Genomic DNA, 20321 nt, shown 5'->3' on the forward strand with positions numbered 1-20321 from the left:
TTTAAACCCTAGCATTACTCGCAAGATTCACCATTAAAATCTTTCAGTTTCTGAATGCTATCTTCAACTTTATCCATTTCTTCACTGTTTTTAATTTTATCGATCTGCTCTATAGGAGTAGTAGCCCAATCCCAAATCGAAAGCGCTCCTGCAATACCAGCAAGCCCGAGCCCTACTCCACCAACAACGGGATTTCCGGTAACAACACCTGCAGTAACTAACCCTCCGCCTACAGTACCTACAACGGCTGCTGTAGGCCCAACCCAACCAGGAGCCAATCCAGTTGGGTCAATGAAGTTTATAGGATCAGTTAACACATACCCATAGAGATTAGTATCCCCACCCTCAAACCGAATCGGGTCCTTGCTCGTCCAACGCCCCGTCTCCGGATCATAGTCCCGCGCGCCGAAGCGCACCAGACCAGTGTGCTGGTCATAAAGCCCCCCGGCAAAACCAAATGGCTGGAAACCGGGGTTGGTGTCTTCGATGACGTTGCCGAAGGCGTCGTAGGCCATCCGCTGCGCCACGGTGCCGTCGGCGGTGTTCACCGCCAGGCGGGGGCTGCCCAGGTGGTCGGTGAGGATGCGGTAGGTTTCGCCATCCTTGATCATGTAGGCAGGGACGTGGGGTTTGTCCGCGTACACGAAGCGGGCCGTGACATTACCGGCGCCATCCAGTTCGGCTACTGGGTTCAACTGGTCTTGATACAGAAATCCCTGCACCAATTCGCCATTCACCTTTTTGCCGATGCGGCGGTTTTGGCCGTCAATCACATAGCCGATGGTGAGGTCACCGGGAAGTTGTACTTGGCGCAGGTTGCCCAGGACGTCATAGTCGTAGGCCCTGGTTGCGCCGCTCTCCGTCCTGGAAGTCAGTTCACCATTTTTGGTGTAGGTGTAGCTGGCCCCGCCGTATGTCAGCAGCCGGTCCTGGGCATCGTAGGTGCCGGTCTTGCCGTTGTGGCTGAGGCGGTTGCCGTTGACGTCGTAGGTGTAGGTGTCGCTGACGTCGCCATTCTGGGTAACCTGGACGAGTCGGCCGGCGATGTCGTAGCTATAGCCATAGACGGTGGTGACACCTTCCAGGATTTCCTGCTTCTCGGTGATCCGGCCCAGGATGTCGCGCTGGTAGTCCACCGCATAGGAAACATCGCCGCTGTACTGCGCCTGTTCGCTGACAGGCTCGCCAAAGGTGTTGTAGGCCATGGTTGTGGTGACGTTGCCCAGGGTGGTGCCCGCCAGCAGGCCGTTGTCAGCCTGGCGTTCCAGGGCCATGGCGCCAGCTTCGGTCAGCAGGCCGTCGGCGTCGTAGTCCAGGGCTATGGCACTCCCGTTGACGGTGAGCTGCCTAACCCGGAAGTTGTTGTCGTAAGTGCGGCTTACGGTGCCGGACACCTCTCCGGTCCAGCTTTCAGTCAGGGGCAGGAAGCCGTCGTAGGTATAGGACAATGTATCGCCACTCGGTGACGTCAGGGTCTGCAATTGCCCTGTAGTTGTCTGGTAGTTATAGCTATAGATGCCTATTGGAATCTCCAGGGAACTTAAACGGCCACCGGAATCGTAAGCAAACCGCACCGTTTTCCCATCGGGTCGTTCGATCCGGGTGAGTTGCTTATCCAGGTTGTAGGAATACGCCGTAATGGTCTCCGCACCCTCCGGGCTAGGCGGGCTGTAGCCCGCTTCCAGGTCGGCCTCATTGTAGGCAAACACGTGTGCGTCGCGTCCCGGTGGCAGGATGGCCACCAGGTTGCCGACAGGATCGTAGCTGTATTCGATTTCCCGGCCGTCAGGCAGGGTTTGACGGGTCACACGGCCGGCCAGGTCGTAGTCGAATTGGGTTGTACGCTGCAGGTCGTCGATGATGCTTGCGAGGTTGCCAAGGGCATCGTAACTAAACTCGGTGGTACGCTGTTCGGTGCCTTCGCCGGCGCTGAGGGTGCTCAGGCGGCCTCTGGCATCGTAACCGTAACTGGCGGCAGCGAGGCTTCCGAATTGACTCAGGGTTGGCCGGCCCTGCGCATTCAGTTGAACGGTGCCGATACGGCCTGCCGCACTGGTCGTACTCCAGGTACGGGTGGCGACGTCATAGGCTGCGTTTTGTGTGCGGCCATTCACGGTGACCGTCTCCGTCAACGCTGTATGGCTCAGCGGATCAAGTGGGTGATCCAGAGAGGCGGTGCGTTGGGTTGTCTGTCGCAACGCCAGGCCGTTTGGTGTGTCGATGCGCCGCTCTTTCGTAAAGGGTGCCAACATTCCGAAGCGGGGATCGGGAGCCTCTTCGCTTACAACCCGGGTGCCGTCGGGGCGAGTGACCGTATTCACGCTATCGGTGTAGGTGCGCTCCGTCACTGTGCCGTCGGGCGCCTGGTCCAGATAGGTCCGCTGGTCCGTGGCATCACGGCGCACGGTGAAGCGGGAGACTCGCCCCTCGCCGCTAGTCATGTCGGTGCGGTAGCCATCGTCCAGGGCGGTGCGGCCGATGTTCCAGCCACCGCCGTTAGGGGCTTCGTCGCGGATCAGCCGGCCGTTGCCGTCGTAGCTGAAGGCGTTGGCATGGCCGTTGGGGTCTTCGAAACGGGTGAGCAAGCCGTCAGCGGTATAGCCCATGGACCAGCGCTCTCCGGCGGGATTTTTCGCCGCAACGAGATGGCCGTTACCGTCGACGGTCAACTCGGTGCGCTGGCCATCCGGGGCGATGATCGCGGTGGCTTGGCCGGAGGCGTTGCGTTCGAAGGTTGTCACATTGCCATCACCGTCAGTGACCGTGCTCAGGAGACCATCCGTGTCGTAGTCGAAGGTGGAGAGGGTGGCGCCAGTAACGGCATCCGAGGTGCGATGGTGGCGGCCGGTCGCGTCGAAGTGGTAGAGCTGAGTGCCGTCTGCGGATGGCACAACGACTGCATCGTCCCTGGCTCCAGATTGAAGAGAATAGCCTGCCACCCGGCGGATGCGGTGATTATAATAGTCTGCGATGTACAGGTTGCCTGCGGGATCCACCGCCACACCCTGCGGATAGACCACCCGGGCGGCTGTAGCTGGACCGCCATCGCCGGAAGAACCCCATTTCCCGATGCCGGCCACGGTACTTATGATCCCGTCCGGGCTCACTCGACGAATGCGGTGATTACCAGTGTCTGAGATGTACAGGTTGCCCGCTGCACCTACCGCAACACCATCCGGAGAGTTCAGCTCGGCGGCTGTGGCCGGACCACCATCACCGGAAAAGCCTCCGAAGGCCCCTGTAACCCCTGTATCAGACCCGGCCACAGTGCTAATGGTTCCATCCGGGCTCACCCGGCGAATGCGGTGATTGCCAGCGTCTGCGATGTACAGGTTACCTGCGGCATCTACCGCCACGCCCTGCGGATAGACCAGCCGGGCGGCGGTGGCCGGACCGCCATCGCCGGAAAAGCCCCATTTCCCGTTGCCGGCCACGGTACTGATGGTCCCGTCTGGGCTCACCCGACGGATGCGGTGATTACGAGTGTCCGCGATGTACAGGTTGCCGGCGGCATCCAGCGTTACGCCACGCGGATCGTTCAGCAGGGCGGCGGTAGCCGCGCCGCCATCACCGGAAAAGCCCTCGTCACCGGTCCCGGCCACGGTGGTGATGGTCCCGTCCGGGCTTATCCGGCGAATGCGGCTATTATAAGCGTCTGCGATGTACAGGTTGCCTTCAGCATCCACCGCCACACCACTCGGATAATTCAGCCGGGCGTCGGTGGCCGGACCGCCATCACCGGAAAAACCCGCGTCCCCGGTCCCGGCCACGGTGTTGATGGTCCCTTCCGGGCTCATCCGGCGAATACGGTGATTACGAAAGTCTGCGAAGTACAGGTTGCCTTCAGCATCCACCGCCACATCACTCGGATAATTCAGCCGGGCGGCGGTGGCCGGACCACCATCGCCGGCAAAGCCACGCCTCCCGTTGCCTGCAACCGTATCGATTATGGGGGTGGCTAGAGCGCGTCGTCCGCCGCTTCCGAGATGAAGACTGTTAACATTCGCATCAAAAGCGTGATGGATGTTCAGGGACCAGGCGCCGGCGCTATCAGGCCTTACCTTGTGTGGAGAGGTCATAGACACAACCTTTATCTGGCTTAAGGCCATGGAACGGCAGTTGTCGCGTGTGCCGATCGCACGCCCCGTGTTGTCAACCTGCGCCCAAGCGCGATCAAACTCTGTGCTTGATGCATAGTAAACACAAGGGTACAGGTAACTGATTGCAACCTCCGCCTCCCGTGCACCATGGACCTTGCGGCCATAACCATCCATGCCATCCCACTCGAAGGTGTATTGCTGATTGGGCGCAGCACTGAACGTCCGGGAGAGGCGCTGGCCAGCAACCTTGATATCAAGCCGGATGCTTGCCAGGCTGGCGGACACATTCTCACCACTTAGGTCAATCCGCGCGACATTCCCCTTGTAACCCTGGGTTCGGTCACTGCGATAAACCAACTCAAACGGGGTTCCGGTTACAGGAATGTTCTCACCCAGGGTCTGGCGCTGTGCACTGATAACACACCCCTTTTTCTCGCACTCCTCACCCGAGCTCTTCGGCTCATCTTTATCTGCTTTCTCCGGTTCATCCACGTCGGGCTGCTCCGCATCTTCCGGCGGCCCATACGGCCAGTTGAAGTCCCACGGAGTGAAATGGGAAATCGGAGTGCGCCATAGGCTCTTTCCAGCGGGGTACAAACCCGCGAGTTGTTGCAGTTCGGCCTCGTCAATGCCGAGGGTATCGAGTTCGGCCTGAGTAGCCGCTTCGCCATTCCCCATGACATCGAGTACTGCCCGACCACCTTCAATGCGCAGGATCTCGATGACCCGGCCATTGTCGCCCGCCTTCCAGACTGCAGCGTTGCGATCGTAGTAGCCAGCGGGGACGATCTCGCCAGTGGGGAAGTCGAGGAAGTTGTCGACATAAGTCGAGATAGGCTGATTGAAGTCTATTCGTTCAGCACCGACTGCCACGGCCTCGTCAACACTGAGTTCCACCGCATAGGTGTATGCGGTGCTGGGGGGCAGCTCGCCCGGCATCGCCTCGAAGCCGTTCTCGCCAACAGTGTATTCGGTGGCTCGGACAGTGCCCGAGGTCAACGGCGTACGACTGCCGTCGGGAAGGACGATGTCGGCGGTTATGTCGGGAGGAAACAGCAGGGTGGCCTGACGTTGCCCGGCCTCGTCGTCCGAGACGCTGCCACGAGCCACCTGATAGGTGTTGGAGCCGCCGAAGCTGACGTCAGTGGAGTTGGTATCCAAGGTAATCATCACCACATCATCCGCCCAGGCGTACTTCTGCCAAGGGGCTTGAATCTTGCGCTGTACCGGAAGGTAACCTTCCTTTTCATAGGTCACAGTGACGTAGCCACCACCATTCACCGCCATGTCAAACATGCCATTATCACGGGTGAAGGTCTCTCCGTATTCGTCGTGATGGTTAACGGTAATGCGTACGCCGTCCAGTGGCTGGTTACTGCGGTCCAGCACCTTACCACGCAGTACGGCTACCCTTCGGGGCTCGATCGTATCTGGTTCCACACCCTTTTGTACCGGGTTACTGCCGGTATAGAGAAATTCCGTTGCCGCGTGGAGCGGGGTTGCGACCGCCGGGTCAAGCTCCGGTGCGTTTTGCTCCGGGTCGTTGGAGCCACCATCCGCCTTTACGTTGGTAGTGTCACTGGTATTTCCAGCGGCATCAATGACCTGAATTTCGAATGCATCCCCAGCCTGGCCCGGGACCATGACCGAGAAGCTGCCATCTGCGTTCACCCGCGCCGTGACAGTCTCACCCGTGCGCAAGTTGGTAATGCGGACTGTTGCTCCCGGCTCGGCGCTACCGGGCTCTGCCGAGAGTTCAATCTGGTCGTTGTTGGACTGGCCGATATTGATGGCACCGACACCCACCGCTTCGGGCGCCACCGTGTCCAGTATGAGATTAACGCTTACCTGACCGATATTGCCTGCCCAATCACGGGCAATCAGGGTGAAGGTGTTGGTTCCTTCCAGCAGGCTGACGCTCTCTTCGAACCCGTTGCCGACATCGAGCGTCACATCCAGATCATTTAGAGTCAGGGTACTCGGCTCGCTAACCACGCCACGTATAGTTGCCTCGGCCACGTTGGTGTGGGTGCCATCGGCGGGGTTGATAACCTCGATTTCCGGCGGAATGGTATCAACCGTAAAGGTAACTTCGTCCGGTTCAGAGACGTTACCGGCAAAGTCCTCTATGGTGGCTTTAATACTAACGGGGCCTTCATCGAGGGCCTGCCCGGGGGTGCACACCGCCACTCCATCCGAGGTTTCACAGCTGGCATCCAGCTCTCGTCCGTATCCTTCTATCACCAGGGTTGCGGGATCAACCCCAATTCCAACGTCACTGTAACTGAACTCCAGGCCGGGACGGCTTGCGCCTAAGTAGGCGCCTTCTTCAGGAGCCTCGATCATCAATTCCGGTGGAATCGTATCCCGGTACAGAGCAATGGCGCGAACAGGCGACCAATGACCAGCCCCTGTGTATTCGCGCTCCACCAGGCCATCGTTGCCAATATGGAACGTGGTATCTTTACCAGCAACCCAAGCCGAACCATCCGCTGGATCCGCAGCCAGGTCCACGATAGTGCCACGGCGATGAAATGGAGTTAGCTCGAACAACACGGAGCCGGAGACATCCATCCGATAGAGTTTTCTTGGCCCCGCCAGCCAGGCGCCGCCCTGCCCGTCTGGCGCCAGCATACGAATATTAGGCTGTATTGACACCTCAAACGTCTTTTTGCCCTGGGGGGTATAGCGTTGAACGCTTTGGCGATTGGCTACCCAGATTTCACCAGTATGACTTTCGTAAGCGATATCCGTAAGGCTCGTCCCGCGCCCGGAAAGCACTTCCATAGTTTGATTACCCGAAGGGTCATAAACCTTCAGAGCATTATGGGTAGCGACCCAGAGAAGCTGGTTGTCGGTATCCATAGCAAGCGACCGTACTGGCCTTGCCAACTGTACGGCCTGCTCAATGTTGCCGTTTTCAGTAATACGTAGCAGGCATTTGCCCACACCCAACCAGACCGCGCCATCTACCGGATCTATTGCCAACTCGGCCTCGGCCGTAGAGCAACCAAGTAACCATGTGTCGCTTCCCTTTCTAGTAATTCCCGGCAGCAGTTTCTCCAGGTGCAGGAAGGACAGGTAGTTAAGAACTGACTTGCTCACCTCGACGCTGCGCAGCAATTGCCCGTCAAATCCATACGCCCGGAGTTCCCCGCGAACGTATCCCCAAAGAACGCCACGGTGCGGGTCCACGGCATGCGCTTGCATGTGGTGGCTATCGGGAAGCTGGAAAAGCACCTCGCCGTCCTCGATCGCCACCTTGGTAACGTGATGAGACTCTGCCAACCAAAGGGCGTCAAGGAAATCAATATTGGGACTTTCGTTAGGTTGGGCCCCATGGGTTACGAGGCTGAAAAGAGAGGTTACGGCAAAAACGGCACAAATGGCCCACGCGGTACTACGGCGCCCCATCGGGAATCTCCTTATTCGTTACTACTCGTCCAATCACACCAGCGGATGGTGGTAGCGCCGCCACTGCATATAGACGCACCGATAAGGACCTTAACAACTTGTAATATTGCTTTCAACTAGCGGGGTTAATAGCACTCCTTCTATGTTTAACACTTAAATGATAGGCAATCGGGTCACCGGGAAGGCTCGAGCCTCAACGCCGTTTGCTCATGACATGCCTCAGGCCAGCCCGGTAACCTGGCCGTTTTCATCCAGCGCGATATCCAGCGCCGCCGGACGACGCGGCAAACCAGGCATGGTCATGATGTCGCCGCAGACCGCCACCACGAAACCGGCGCCGGCGGAGAGGCGCACTTCCCTCACCGGCAGCACATGACCACTTGGGGCGCCCCGTAACGACGGGTCCGCCGAGAAGCTGTACTGGGTCTTGGCAATGCACACCGGCAGATGGCCAAAGCCCAGTTGCTCGTACTCTTCAAGCTGGCGTTTCGCCGCCGGTGCGAAATCCACGCTGGCCGCATCGTAGATCCGTGTCGCGATGGTCTCGATCTTGTCTGCCAGAGGAATGTCGTCTTCGTAGAGCAGTTGGATCTCCGGTGTGCCTTCGTCCATCTGGTCCAACACCGCCTGGGCCAGATCCGTTGCGCCCTCGCCACCCATGGCCCAATGATCAGCCGGCACCCCACGCACGCCCCAATCGGCACAGATGGACTGGATCAGCGCCAGTTCTTCGTCACTGTCCGTCGGGAAACGGTTAATGCAGACCACCGGCACCAGCCCGAACTGCCGCAGGTTGCGGATGTGTCGTTCCAGATTCACTGCGCCGGCTTTCAGCGCCTGCAGATCCGGAGTCGCGAGATCCTTGCGAGCCACACCACCCTGCATCTTCAGGGCGCGCACAGTGCAAACCAGTACCGCCGCGTCCGGGCGCAGGCCGGTCTGGCGACACTTGATATCAATGAATTTTTCCGCCCCCAGGTCGGCGCCAAAACCCGCCTCGGTCACCACCACATCGTTCAGCGCCAGGGCCGCGCGGGTGGCGGTCACCGAGTTGCAGCCATGGGCGATGTTGGCGAACGGCCCGCCGTGGATGAACACCGGATTGTGTTCCAGGCTCTGCACCAGGTTGGGCAGCAACGCCTCTTTCAGCAATACCGTCAGCGCCCCTTCCACACCCAGATCGCGCGCTGTGACCGGCGACATATCCGTGCGCCGGCCAACGATGATACTGCCCAGACGCTGGCGCAGGTCGGGCAGGCCATCCGCCAGGCAGAGTATCGCCATGATTTCCGAAGCCACAGTGATATCGAACCCGGTTTCCCGCGGGGTGCCATGGGCCATGCCACCCAGACCGCTCACCATGTAGCGCAGGGACCGGTCGGTCAGGTCCATCACCCGCCGCCAGTATACGTGCCGTGGGTCCAGACCGACCTCGTTGCCCCAGTGCATGTGGTTATCCAGAATCGACGCCAGCAGGTTATGGGCGGTGGTGATGGCGTGAAAGTCACCGTTGAAATGCAGGTTGATGTCCTCCATCGGGATCACCTGGGCGCGGCCGCCACCCGCTGCGCCGCCTTTCATGCCAAAGCAGGGGCCCAGGGAGGGCTCCCGCAGGCATACTGAAGACCGCACCCCCAGACAGTTGAGGCCATCGTTCAGTCCCACACTGGTCGTGGTCTTGCCTTCACCGGCGGGAGTTGGCGTGATGGCAGTCACCATCACCAGCTTGCCCCGGGACGCCCGTGCGGAGGTATCCACATGGGCCATGTCCAGCTTGGCCTTGTAGTGGCCAAAAGGAATCAGACTGTCCCCCGGCAGGCCAAATCGTTGCTGGGCCAGTAACAGGATGGACTGGGGCTGGACGGAGCGGGCAATCTCGATATCGGGGGTGCCGGGCGGCAGCCTCTCCGGAATCGGAGCGGTTTCGTTGTACTCGGTGTATTGAAGACTCACGTTTCTCTTCCCCCTATTGGCTGAAGCTCTTCCCCTCAAGCCGCTATCCAGATGTCACACACTATCGGACACGGGGTCAGACAGGTTGCCCCGGACCTCATCGGGTTCATCGGGCTCGCCACACTGGCGTATCCACCGGGCAGACCGTTGCAGGCCACCAAACGGGAACAGGTGTATGCCCGCAAGCAGGGTGTCCGGGAAATCCTGTCGGTGACGCGCCAGGGCGTGCACCAGGCCATCGGGGGTCCAGGACCGCAACAGCCGCGCACTGCCAGGTTTACGCCACATCGTCCGCGCTGATACACCCACGCCGCATTGCGCAGCATAAGCAATCAATGTCTTCAGGTTGGTGGGGCCGGCCACCCCCATATAGACCGGTACTTCCGGCAGGATATCTCCCACGGCCTGAAGCCAGCCGGTATAGCGCTCTGCCTCGAAGGCGAACTGGGTCACCACCCACAACCGCGTGCCGGTGACCCTGGCATAATCGCGCTTGAGCGACAGGGCCCGGGCCAGACTATCCGGCCCGGCGACAGGGTGTCCGTCCGGGTGACCCGCAACCCCGATGTGCAGGAATTGCTGTTGCTCTAACAGGCCGGATTCCAGCAAAGCCAGGGTGTCGGGGAAAGGGCCGGCGACCGAGTCGCTGTCACCGGCAATCAACATCAGGCGATCAACGCCGATTTCTCTCAGTTGCCCCAGCCAGTCCCGTAGCTGGTCGTGACTTTCGACCAACCGCGCGGGAAGGTGGGGCACCGGCAACATTCCCTCGTCGATCAGCCGCTGACAGGCCGGCAATGTCTCACTGAACTGACCGTGGGGCAGGAAGGGAACGTAGACCCAGGTGCCGGCCGGAAACAGCTCTGTCAGGGAGTCGATTTCCAGTATCTGACGGGGCGTCGCCTCGATCGTGGCGTTGCAGACCAGCTCCTGCACGAGCGCAATGGTCCGCGGATCTTCCGCATTTCCAGTCTGCCGTTGGTATGCCAGCTTCATGATTCTCTCACCTCATTCAAGCGATGCCCGTGAACGGTTAATCCGCGAAGTCGATCCCCTTGGCCCTGGCACGCTCCCGGGCATTGGGGTTGACTGAAGGCCGGAACGGCACTTCCACCACTTCCGCTTCCACCTCGGTTGAACCGTCCGCTGCGGCATACTCCACGGGCAGGTGCACAGTCAGCCGGGTGCCGATGGCGCGCAGGTCAAACGGCACGTAGGCCAGTGCGATGTTGGTTTCCAGTTCCGGGGAATACCAGGGCGAGGTCACATACCCCAGCGGCTCCCCGCCCTCCTGCCCGCTGATCAGCCAGAAGTCGTTGGCGTAGTCAGTCACCTTGCCACCGCCGAAGCGGATACCCACCATGATGTGACTGAAGGGAGGACGACCGGCATCAAGCTGCTCGCGAACCTTTTCAAGCTTCTGCTTGCCGATGTAGTCCGCGTCCTTGTTGCGCGGTACCTGGTACGCCAGGTTGCACTGGAACGGCAGGGTTTCCTGATCGACATCCTGACCCCAGGAAAGAATGCCCGCGGCAATCCGGCGATGGTGTGCCGGAGCAATAACCCGCAAGTTATGGGGTTCGCCAGCGGACAACACGGTATACCAGAGATCTTCCGCGTATTTGGTGGCGTCCTTGAGGTAGATCTCGTAGCCCTTTTCGCCAGTGAAACCGGTCTGGGAAACGATCACGTCGTGGCCGGCCACCTGGCCCTCCATCAGCCCGTAGTAGGGAATGTCCTTCACCCCTTCGCCGAACAAATCGGCCATCAGCGCCTCGGACTTGGGCCCCTGGATCTGGACGGGTGCCACATCGATTTCCGCAATACTGACATCGAAGCCCATGCCGATGTTGACGCCACGTAGCCAGAACTCCAGGTCGCTGTCGGAGAGGGAGAACCAGAACTCATCCTCGGCCACCCGCAGCAACACCGGATCATTCAGGATGCCGCCGTCCTCGTTGCAGAGGATGACGTACTTGCCCCGCATGGGCTTTATTTTGGTGGCGTCCCGGGTGATGACGTAGTTGACGAAACGCTCCGCATCCGGGCCCTTGACCTGGATCTGGCGCTCGACCGCCACGTTCCACATGGTGACGTCATGGATCAGGGATTCATACTCCACCATGGCGCCGCCGTCTTCCGGGCGGACATAGCCACGTGGATGATACATACGGTTATACACAGTGGCCCGCCAGCAACCGGCTTCATATGCCAGATGCCAATACGGGGACTTGCGGACCCGGGTGGAAATCAGCATTTCCACCGGCGTCGGGCCAGACTGGCGCAAGTTGATCGGCACCTTGCGGTCCGACTGGTCGACACTTCCGGGCTGACGTGCAGCGCCAGCTCGTTGCTGTGGATGATCCAACAAGGCCTTCTCAAAATTAACCGCCATGGCTATCTCCCCTTTTCTCGGGTTTTCGATAGTTTTAATGTGACGGTGTTTGGTGGGCGGAGGATGGACCAATACGACACTGAAAAGTCCAAAAGCGGCAAACCATTGCACCAGGTCCGATCATCCCGGGCTCCGAACGTATTCCGACAGCGATCCGATCACGTGCTAAACTGGTAAATGTAAACGTCATGGAACTTTCACTGAGGTGAAGGAGGGTAATGCCATGATTAACCAGAAACTTCGGGAATTTCTCGACAGCAATGCAGTGAGCTACCGGACGGAAGCCCATGAACCTACCGTTGACGCTTCACGAACCGCCCAGGCCGCCCATGTACGGGGCCGCGAGTTCGCCAAGACGGTGATTGTCAAAGCAGACGGCCGCCTGTTCATGACGGTCCTGCCATCCACAGACCGCGTTCACGTAGACCAGCTGAAACAGGCGCTGGGTGCCAAGGAGCTGGAACTGGCGGATGAAGACGATATCAATGCCGCATTCCCCGATTGTGAGATCGGTGCCATGCCGCCGTTCGGCAACCTGTACAACATGGACGTGTTCGTCAGTGAGCATCTGCGGGAGGACGAGCACATCGTCTTCAACGCCGGTAGCCACAGCGAGGTCATGCGGATGAGCTACCAGGATTACGACCGCCTGGTTCACCCGCAAGTGCTTCACTTCTAGAGAGTACAGGGCCGGTGCGATAACCCGTGCCGGTCCTGTGGACGACACCCACAAGGTATTGGAAGTGGGTACCGGTTCGGGGTATCAGGCGGCCATTCTCGCACAACTGACGGACCAGGTTTATACCATCGAAATCATCGAGCCGATGACTCGACCTTGCCCGGGCGCTCGGGATGCCCTCGCGTAACTCCTGCCAATAATCAGAGGTTACAATTGGCCCACAGATTCGTCTACAACGACCATCTATACTTGGGCCTGCCAGGAGCCTGTCTGACTTAAGGCTGATCTGCGGCGCCAATCGCTTAAGTCAGGCAGGCTTCTGGAAGCGACTCCGTTCACATCAATTAATGGTTACCGAACAAGAGGGGTGGTACATCCATATCTTGGCTAGACGTTGTCCCTTCCAGATCGGGTTGATGCTCTTTTTTATACTGGTTGTGCCGAGGCCGCTCCAGGGAGCGCCGCTATCCGATGCCCAGGAGTGGATGCTGTATACTGAAATCGAAATCCTGGAAGACCCCGGAGGCAAGCTTGCTCTGGGTGATGTTCGGAATCATGGTAGCTGGCAGGCCAACGGTACCAGCGTCTTCAGTAAGGGCTTCAGCAATTCCGCCTGGTGGCTGCGTTTTACCGTAACCAATGAGAACAACCGGGCGGTGCAACGGTTACTCTCCCTGTCCTTTCCTCAACTTGATAACGTTCTGGTCCATGTGTTGCCTGATAGCGGAACGCCTCTGCGTTACCAATTGGGTCGTCATTTTCCCTACCAGCAGCGACCGATCGATCACCCCTTTTACGTGCTACCCCTGGAATGGGCACCTGGAGAGACAACCACGGTTTACTTGCGCATCCTCTCCACCAGTGCGGTACAGGCCCCGCTGACCCTCTGGCAGCCGGAAGCTTTTTACAGCCACGACATGACCCGGAATATCATGCACGGCATATATTTCGGCGCCTTGCTGGCGATTTCGATCTACAACCTGCTGCTGTTCTTTTCACTGGGAGAACGAAATTACCTCTATTACGTAGCGTTCGTAATCTGTCTGGTATTGTTTATGGTGGCATTCACCGGCTACGGCTTCCGATATCTTTGGCCTACCGCTTCCGGATGGAATGATCAGGCCATACTGGTGTTTCTGTCGGGGGCGTTAGGGTTCGGCGCACTGTTTTCCAGGCGCTTTTTGTGCCTTCGGGAGATCTCACCACGTCTGGATAACGGCGTTAAAGCGGTGGTCGTGTTCAGTGTGATCTGTGTAGTGCTGTCCTTTGTGATCTCTTACCAATTCATGATCGGCCTGCTGGCACTAATAACGGTGTTGGCCAGCGTATATGGACTCTATGTGGGCATCTACGCCTGGTATCGGGGGCAGGTGACGGCTCGTTTCTATGTTATCGCCTGGTCGTTCCCTCTGCTGGGGGGAATCGTACTGGTCCTGAACAAGGTTGGAATATTGCCGCCTAATTCCCTGACGAACTATTCCGCCCAAATCGGCAACCTGTTCGAAGTCGTGTTGTTGTCATTTGCCCTTGCGCAGCGCATCAATGTAGAGCGCAGGTTGCGTTTTAAAGCTCAGTCCGAAACGCTGGCCATCTCACACAAACTGAATCTGGAACTGGAAGAACGGGTGCGGGAACGGACCCGGGAGCTGGAATCGCTGAATAAGGAGCTCAACGAACTCAGCGTGACAGACGGCCTGACCGGGCTAAAAAACCGCCGCTACCTGGATCGCCTCCTGGGGCAGGAGCTGGCACGTGCCAAGCGCTCTGGCCGGCCATTGGCAGTCGTGCTGCTGGATATCGACCACTTCAAGCCGATCAATGACCGCCATGGTCACCATGTGGGGGATGAGTGCATCAAAGTGATGGCTGGAATGATACAGGACGGGTTGAATCGGCCCGCTGACATCGCCTTCCGCTACGGCGGCGAAGAGTTCGTGCTAATGCTCCCGGACACGGATATGCAGGGTGCGCTCGGTGTGGCTGACCGTATTCGCGAGCGTATTCTGGCGGCGCGGATTGAGGTGGCGGGCCTGACGCTGTCAATGACGGTAAGCGCCGGGGTCTGTGCACCCAAGCCCCATGCAGAACTCACGCCGCAAGACCTGCTGAAAGGGGCAGACACTGCACTGTACGAGGCCAAGGAACAGGGCCGCAATCGGACCCGGCTATATCACCTCGTTGCTACTGCATAATTGGAGAAAATTGGGCGGCCATACTCTTACAATAACCGGTTGATAGATGCCCACAGCGATCAGCACAAAGCTCGCCAGCATTCCCATGAATCCCCTCTTAGGTGCGTTTTGTCCCATCCTTTGTCCGCCCTGATGTCAGGTTCCTTTACAGGTTTGTCTACGCCAACGACCTCTTCGACCACTTCGAACTGGACCAGGCGATCCTCGGTGGTATTTCCACCGGTACGCACCGCACTGCGGGATTCCGTGGCCTACATCTTCCACTACACCCTAAACCGGCCCTGGACCCGGCTGGGGATCATGGCCGGCGCCCGGCTGGCGGAAGGGCTGCTCACCCAGGTGCTCATGCCCGTCGAGCGCTGGTCCGCGTACCTGCTGGTCATGCGGGCGTTCATGGCGGGGCGGAATACCTGGCACGCGCTGAAGCATATCGACGTCCCCACCACCTTGATGATAGGCCGTCACTCCCGCTACTTTACCCTGGAGGCGCAATAGGCCATGCAAGGCCTGATCCCCCAGTCCCGGCTGGTGATATTCGAGAATTCAGGCCACATACCCATGCTGGACGAACCCCTGCGATTCCAGCAGGAATTCACCCGTTTCCTGCTCGAGTCCGCCACCGAGGAACCGGCCGGCCCGTAGCCTCTTCCCTTTGGCCTGCCCTGCCGGAACACGCACGATTTCGTGACGCGGGAATACTGCTACCGGCAGGGTCGGGTTGGCGTGCTAGACTGGTAAGGAAGATGTCATGGAACTTTCACTACGGTGAGGGGGGGGGGTAATGCCATGATCAGCCAGAAACTCCGAGAATTTCTCGACAGCAATGCGGTGAGCTACCAGGATTACGACCGATTGGTTCACCCGCAGGTGCTTCACTTCTAGGGAGCATCGAGCCGGTGCGGCCATCCGTGCCTGCTCTTGCCTGTAATGAGCCGAAGCGTCTACGCATTGATCCTGATGTGGTTGGGCGCCTGTGTGGCCCTAAGCCAGGCACCTCTGGCCCTGGCCGACCCGGACCGACAGGCGGAACGGCAAGCGCTGGTTCAGTCCCTGCGCGGTGTCGCGCCCGACCTGATGATCGACGACCCGAACGTCCGCGCGGCCATGCTGCGCGTACCGCGGCACCGTTTTGTTCCAGACGGGCTCCAGGACGAGGCCTACCTGGACAAACCCGTACCCATTGGTCATGGCCAGACCATCTCACAACCGACGGTTGTTGCCCTGATGACACAACTGGCCGATGTGGACGCCACCCACAAGGTATTGGAAGTGGGTACCGGCTCGGGGTATCAGGCGGCCATTCTCGCGCAACTGACGGACCAGGTTTATACCATCGAAATCATCGAGCCCCTGGCCCGGGATGCCCAGCAGCGCTTGGCCAACCTGGGCTATAACCGCATCCGGACACGACAAGGTGACGGCTATTATGGCTGGCCAGAGCAGGCCCCGTTTGACCGCATCCTGGTGACTGCGGCCGCAGCGCATATTCCACCGCCACTGCTGCAACAGCTCAAGCCCGATGGACGGATGGTCATTCCCGTTGGCCCCCGCTGGGGGGCGCAGACCCTGATGCTGGTAACCAAAGACCAGACCGGCGAAACCACCACCGAGAGCCTGTTACCGGTCCGGTTTGTACCTCTGACCAGCAACTCCCTACGCTGACCCATGCAACCCGCCGACGCCCCACCCCATCGAACCCTGCTCCTGTCGCTGGGCCTGGTGGCCGCCGGAATCGTCGGCTTTGAGGTAGCGCTCACCCGCATCATCGCGATACAGCACCTGCATCACCTCGCATCAGTGATCATCGCTCTGGGCCTGCTCGGTTTCGGAGCCGCTGGCGCCTTTGCGAGCCTGTTCGCCGACACCATCCGGCGCCACGGCGCAGCCTGGCTCACGGTATCCGCCGCCGGCTTCACCCTGGCCCTGCCGATCAGCGTGGTCGTGTCCGGACGCATCGACATGACGCTGCCGGCACTGGCCTGGCGTCCGGAGGAACTGGTGGGGTTTGGCCTCTACGTTGCCTGTTTCCTGCCCGCTTTCTTCCTGGGCGCGCTGTTTGTCACTACGTGCTTCATTTGTTGGTCGGCACGCATTGGCCAACTTTACGCCGCCGACCTGATCGGCAGTGCCGCTGGCGCCCTGAGCGTACCGCTTGCCCTGCACGTGATGGCCCTGGAAAACCTGTTGATCCTGTTATCCCTGGCGGCGGCGATAGCCGTGGTCCTGGCCCGGGCGTCTGCCCTGAACAGGGCCATCGGCGTCGGTCTGGTGGGCATTCTGGCGGCTATTTACAACCTCAACGTCTTGCTCGTTCAACCCGCTGAGTACAAGGAGCTGTCCGTCCAGTTGAACACCCGCGATGCGCAGATTCTCTGGGAACGGGACACCCCCGACACCCGCCTGACGGTGCTGGAGGCCCCCGGTCTTCACGGCGCGCCGGGGCTAAGTATCGCTTCAACCGCGAACGCCCCGCCCCAGGCGCGGCTGTTTTCTGACGGCGACGGTGGCACGCCCTTGCTGGACGTGGCAACGCCGCCACCGTTGATGCAATCGGTCATCTCCAGCGCTGCCTTTCACCTGGCACCACCACAGCCCACGGTGCTGCTGCATTCACTGGGTGGCGGCTGGCAGGCCTGGGTTGCCACATCCCATGACCCGGAACGCATCCAGGCCAGCGAGGAAAACGCCGCCCTGCGCCGTCTGCTCACCGGTGCCGCCGCCACAGTCCTGGCACGCCCCTACCTGCCTGTCGGCGTTGAACTGGTACCGATGACCGCGCGGCGGTTCCATGCTGCTCATTCAGGCAAATTCGATGTCGTCATGTTGACCCTCTCCGCGCCGGAAGCCGGGCTTGCAGCGGGTACCGTAAGCTACGACACCACGGTGGAAGCCTTCCGGGAAGTACTGGCCGATGTGAGCGAGACCGGTGTCTATGCCATCGTGACCGACATCAAGGCCATGCCCCAACACAGCCTGCGGCTGGCCGCGACCGCAACACGCGCGTTACGCGAGCTGGGCAAGCCCCCCTCCGGGCACATTGCGGCGATTCGGGACTGGCGCAACCTCGTGTTGCTCGTCACCCAGGCCCCCATCAACGAGAACCGGCAACGGGCGCTGCGTGCCTTCGCCGAGCGTTGGCGGTTCGACCTGGTGGCACTGCCAGGGCTCCAGGAGACGGACACGAATCGCTTTCATCATCGGCGAAACGGCGGTCTCTATGCCCCTTTCAAGGCGCTCCTTGAGGGCGAAGCAACGACCTTTCAGGAGAACTATGCCTTCGACGTCCGGCCCACCACCGACGACAGTCCGTTCTTCGACAAATTTTTCCGCCACCAGGGCCTGGCCACGTTACGCGAGAGCTTCGGGCCAACCTGGCGAGCCCACTTGAGCTGGGGCTACCTGCTGCACTGGGCCGCACTGTTGATCGGCACCGGGCTGGCCCTGACGGCCGTTATTGCTCCCCTGGCCTTTATCCGCCGGGACACCATGCACGTGAACCGGGCACGAAGACTCCCCACCGGCCTTTATTTCAGTGCCCTGGGCCTGGGCTTCATGTTTGTTGAGATCGGCCTGCTGCAAAAGAGCACCTTGCTGCTTGATGCTACCAGTAGTGCATTCAGCATTGTGGTCGCCGCCATGCTTGTTGGTGCCGGTATGGGCAGCTATTGGCTGGGCCGGCGGCGGCTGACCAACCGTGCACTAGTCGGCTGGCTGCTCCTGCCTGCCGGCCTCGCGCCCCTGTTTATGGGCCTGTTCGCCCATGGTTTCCAGATTGCCGCGGACTGGCCGTTCGCGGCCCGCGCCGGCTTTATCTCTGCCGCGGTCTTCGCCATCGCCTTTCCCATGGGCTGCGCCCTGCCCCAGGGTATGCTTCGCGTTCGCGCCGCCGGCGAGTCCACCATCGCCTGGGCCTGGGGCATCAACGGCTTTACCAGCGTCATCGGGTCACTGGCGGCGGTGCTGATCGCCATGCACTGGGGATTCACGGTGTTGATGGGGTGTGCAAGCATCTGCTACCTGGCCGCTGCCATTCTGGGAAGCCGGCTTGCAGACCCACCTGGAAGAACCGCCGCTGTATGAAGCTCATCCGCTATGGCGACAGGCTTTCGAACCATTGCGCCAAACCCTCCATGTACACCGGACGGCTGAGGATAAAACCGGAATTGTGGTCGCCCTGAATTTGCAGGAATTGCTTTGGCTCCGGTGCCGCCTGGTAAACCGCCTCTCCGTGGTGGAAGGGAATGAGCTCATCCTCTTCGCTGTGGATGACCAACACGGGCGCCCTGACCTGCGTGACCCATTCGGCCGTAGGGTAGTGAATACGGGCCAGCAGCCGAATAGGGAAGATTGAGTAGAGCTCCGCTCCACGATCCGGTACCGACGTGAAGGCGGATTCGAGGATCAGGCCGCCCAACGGTCGCTCAGCCGCTAAATGTGCGGCCACTGCGGCGCCCAGGGAGCGGCCGAAAACGATCACCCGCTGCGGCGGGATCTTGCGGTCCTCCACCAGGTAGTGCCAGGCCGCGTCCGCATCACGATACAGGCCGGCTTCCGACGGCTTGCCCTCACTGCGGCCATAACCACGGTAGTCAATAATCAGTGTCGCCAGGCCCAGTTCGTGAAAGATCTCCAGGCTTTCGAGACGATGGCTGATATTGCCGGCGTTGCCATGGAGGAACAACACAGTACGATCAACAGTGCGGTGCTCGGCCTGCGGCGCCGGCAGGTACCAGCCATGTAGCTTGACACCATCGGCGGCACTCAGTGTTACCTCCTCCCAGTTAAGGCCGATTGCTGCAGGAGTGGCATCCAGAGACCGCCCCGGCACGCCAGGAAGATGAAGGAGACGTGACTGCATCAGGAAAAGCAACAACAATAGCGCCAGATAGACCCCCACTGCTATCAGCACAACGCTCGCCAGCATTCCCATGAATCCCCTCCGGGGTTCGTTTTGTCCCATCCTTTGCCTGCCCTGATGCCCCATTCATACGACAACAAGAGAAGATGACTGCGAGACGCTCATTGCTGTTCAATGAACAGCAAATCAAGAGGAAAGCTGCGTTTCCAGGGCCTCGACTACCGCCTCGCACACCTCATCCTGATCCCGCCCGACACCGGAAACAGTGATATCCGCATAACGGCTATAAAGTTCAAAGCGTTCCTCAAACAGCTCTTCCAGGGACTGATCCGGCCGGCGTGAGATGCCACGCAGGCTGAAATCCCCCAGGCGCTTGGTGACCAGATCCAGCGGAATATCCAGGAACACCACCACGCCATTCTTCTTGAGATGTTCCATTGCCTTCGCGCTATAGACGGCACTGCCCCCCGTGGAAACGACGTGCTGTTCCACATCCAGCTTGAGCAGGACGTCTTCCTCGACGGCCCTCAATGCCTGGTAGCCCTGGTTGTCCACGATGTCCTGCAGCGTGCAACCGGCGTGTTGCTGGATCAGCAGGTCGGTGTCGACGAAGCCAAGCCCGAGTCGTTTGGCCAGCAAAACACCTACGGTACTTTTACCGCTGCCCGGCATGCCGGTCATGATGATATTGCTGGTGGGTATACTGCTACTCATTATTGTCCTCCTGAAA

At 59.8% G+C, this 20321-nt stretch carries 13 protein-coding genes; 7 read left to right on the forward strand and 6 right to left on the reverse strand.

The features are described from left to right. Positions 1-14: 14 nt before the first annotated feature. The 4 genes from EHN06_RS15270 to EHN06_RS15285 form a co-directional block, all read right to left on the reverse strand. Positions 15-7514, reverse strand: a complete 7500-nt coding sequence (locus EHN06_RS15270; RefSeq protein ID WP_127333396.1) for an RHS repeat-associated core domain-containing protein — start codon at positions 7512-7514, stop codon at positions 15-17. A gap of 219 nt (positions 7515-7733) precedes the next feature. Beyond that, complete coding sequence (locus tag EHN06_RS15275) at positions 7734-9416, reverse strand: formate--tetrahydrofolate ligase (RefSeq protein ID WP_416332562.1); 1683 nt, start codon at positions 9414-9416, stop codon at positions 7734-7736. 105 nt (positions 9417-9521) lie between these two features. After that, entirely contained in the window at positions 9522-10463 is a 942-nt protein-coding gene (locus EHN06_RS15280; RefSeq protein WP_127333397.1) for a methylenetetrahydrofolate reductase, read from the reverse strand. 37 nt (positions 10464-10500) lie between these two features. Continuing rightward, complete coding sequence (locus EHN06_RS15285; protein ID WP_127333398.1) at positions 10501-11862, reverse strand: glycine cleavage T C-terminal barrel domain-containing protein; 1362 nt, start codon at positions 11860-11862, stop codon at positions 10501-10503. Positions 11863-12085: 223 nt separating this feature from the next. Between EHN06_RS15285 and EHN06_RS15290 the strand changes: the two genes are divergently transcribed. The 7 genes from EHN06_RS15290 to EHN06_RS15315 all read left to right on the forward strand — a co-directional run bounded on the left by EHN06_RS15290 (position 12086) and on the right by EHN06_RS15315 (position 18813). Then, positions 12086-12541, forward strand: coding sequence for an aminoacyl-tRNA deacylase (locus tag EHN06_RS15290; protein ID WP_127333399.1), 456 nt, complete (start codon positions 12086-12088; stop codon positions 12539-12541). A 37-nt stretch (positions 12542-12578) separates the two neighbouring features. Then, on the forward strand, positions 12579-12728 hold the full coding sequence (locus tag EHN06_RS21535; protein ID WP_416332528.1) for a hypothetical protein: 150 nt from the start codon (positions 12579-12581) through the stop codon (positions 12726-12728). Positions 12729-12957: 229 nt separating this feature from the next. Further along, positions 12958-14733, forward strand: a complete 1776-nt coding sequence (locus EHN06_RS15300) for a diguanylate cyclase (RefSeq protein ID WP_164735618.1) — start codon at positions 12958-12960, stop codon at positions 14731-14733. Between the two features lie 207 nt (positions 14734-14940). Next, the gene (locus EHN06_RS15305; RefSeq protein WP_127333401.1) at positions 14941-15228 is read left to right on the forward strand and encodes a hypothetical protein; all 288 of its coding nucleotides are present in this window, start codon (positions 14941-14943) and stop codon (positions 15226-15228) included. A 3-nt stretch (positions 15229-15231) separates the two neighbouring features. Further along, a complete protein-coding gene (locus EHN06_RS21190) occupies positions 15232-15375 on the forward strand; it encodes an alpha/beta fold hydrolase (protein ID WP_164735619.1) in 144 nt (47 codons plus the stop codon). 285 nt (positions 15376-15660) lie between these two features. Further along, entirely contained in the window at positions 15661-16395 is a 735-nt protein-coding gene (locus EHN06_RS15310; RefSeq protein WP_127333402.1) for a protein-L-isoaspartate(D-aspartate) O-methyltransferase, read from the forward strand. A 3-nt stretch (positions 16396-16398) separates the two neighbouring features. Next, complete coding sequence (locus tag EHN06_RS15315; protein WP_127333403.1) at positions 16399-18813, forward strand: hypothetical protein; 2415 nt, start codon at positions 16399-16401, stop codon at positions 18811-18813. Positions 18814-18823: 10 nt separating this feature from the next. On the opposite strand, the gene EHN06_RS15320 is transcribed toward EHN06_RS15315, so the two are convergent. Then, positions 18824-19663 carry an alpha/beta hydrolase gene (locus EHN06_RS15320; RefSeq protein ID WP_127333404.1) on the reverse strand — a complete coding sequence of 280 codons (840 nt, stop codon included), beginning with the start codon at positions 19661-19663 and terminating at the stop codon, positions 18824-18826. Between the two features lie 114 nt (positions 19664-19777). Beyond that, complete coding sequence (locus tag EHN06_RS15325) at positions 19778-20305, reverse strand: shikimate kinase (protein ID WP_127333405.1); 528 nt, start codon at positions 20303-20305, stop codon at positions 19778-19780. Between the last annotated feature and the right edge of the window lie 16 nt (positions 20306-20321).

The organism is Marinobacter sp. NP-4(2019), from assembly GCF_003994855.1.
In the GTDB taxonomy this organism is placed as follows: domain Bacteria; phylum Pseudomonadota; class Gammaproteobacteria; order Pseudomonadales; family Oleiphilaceae; genus Marinobacter.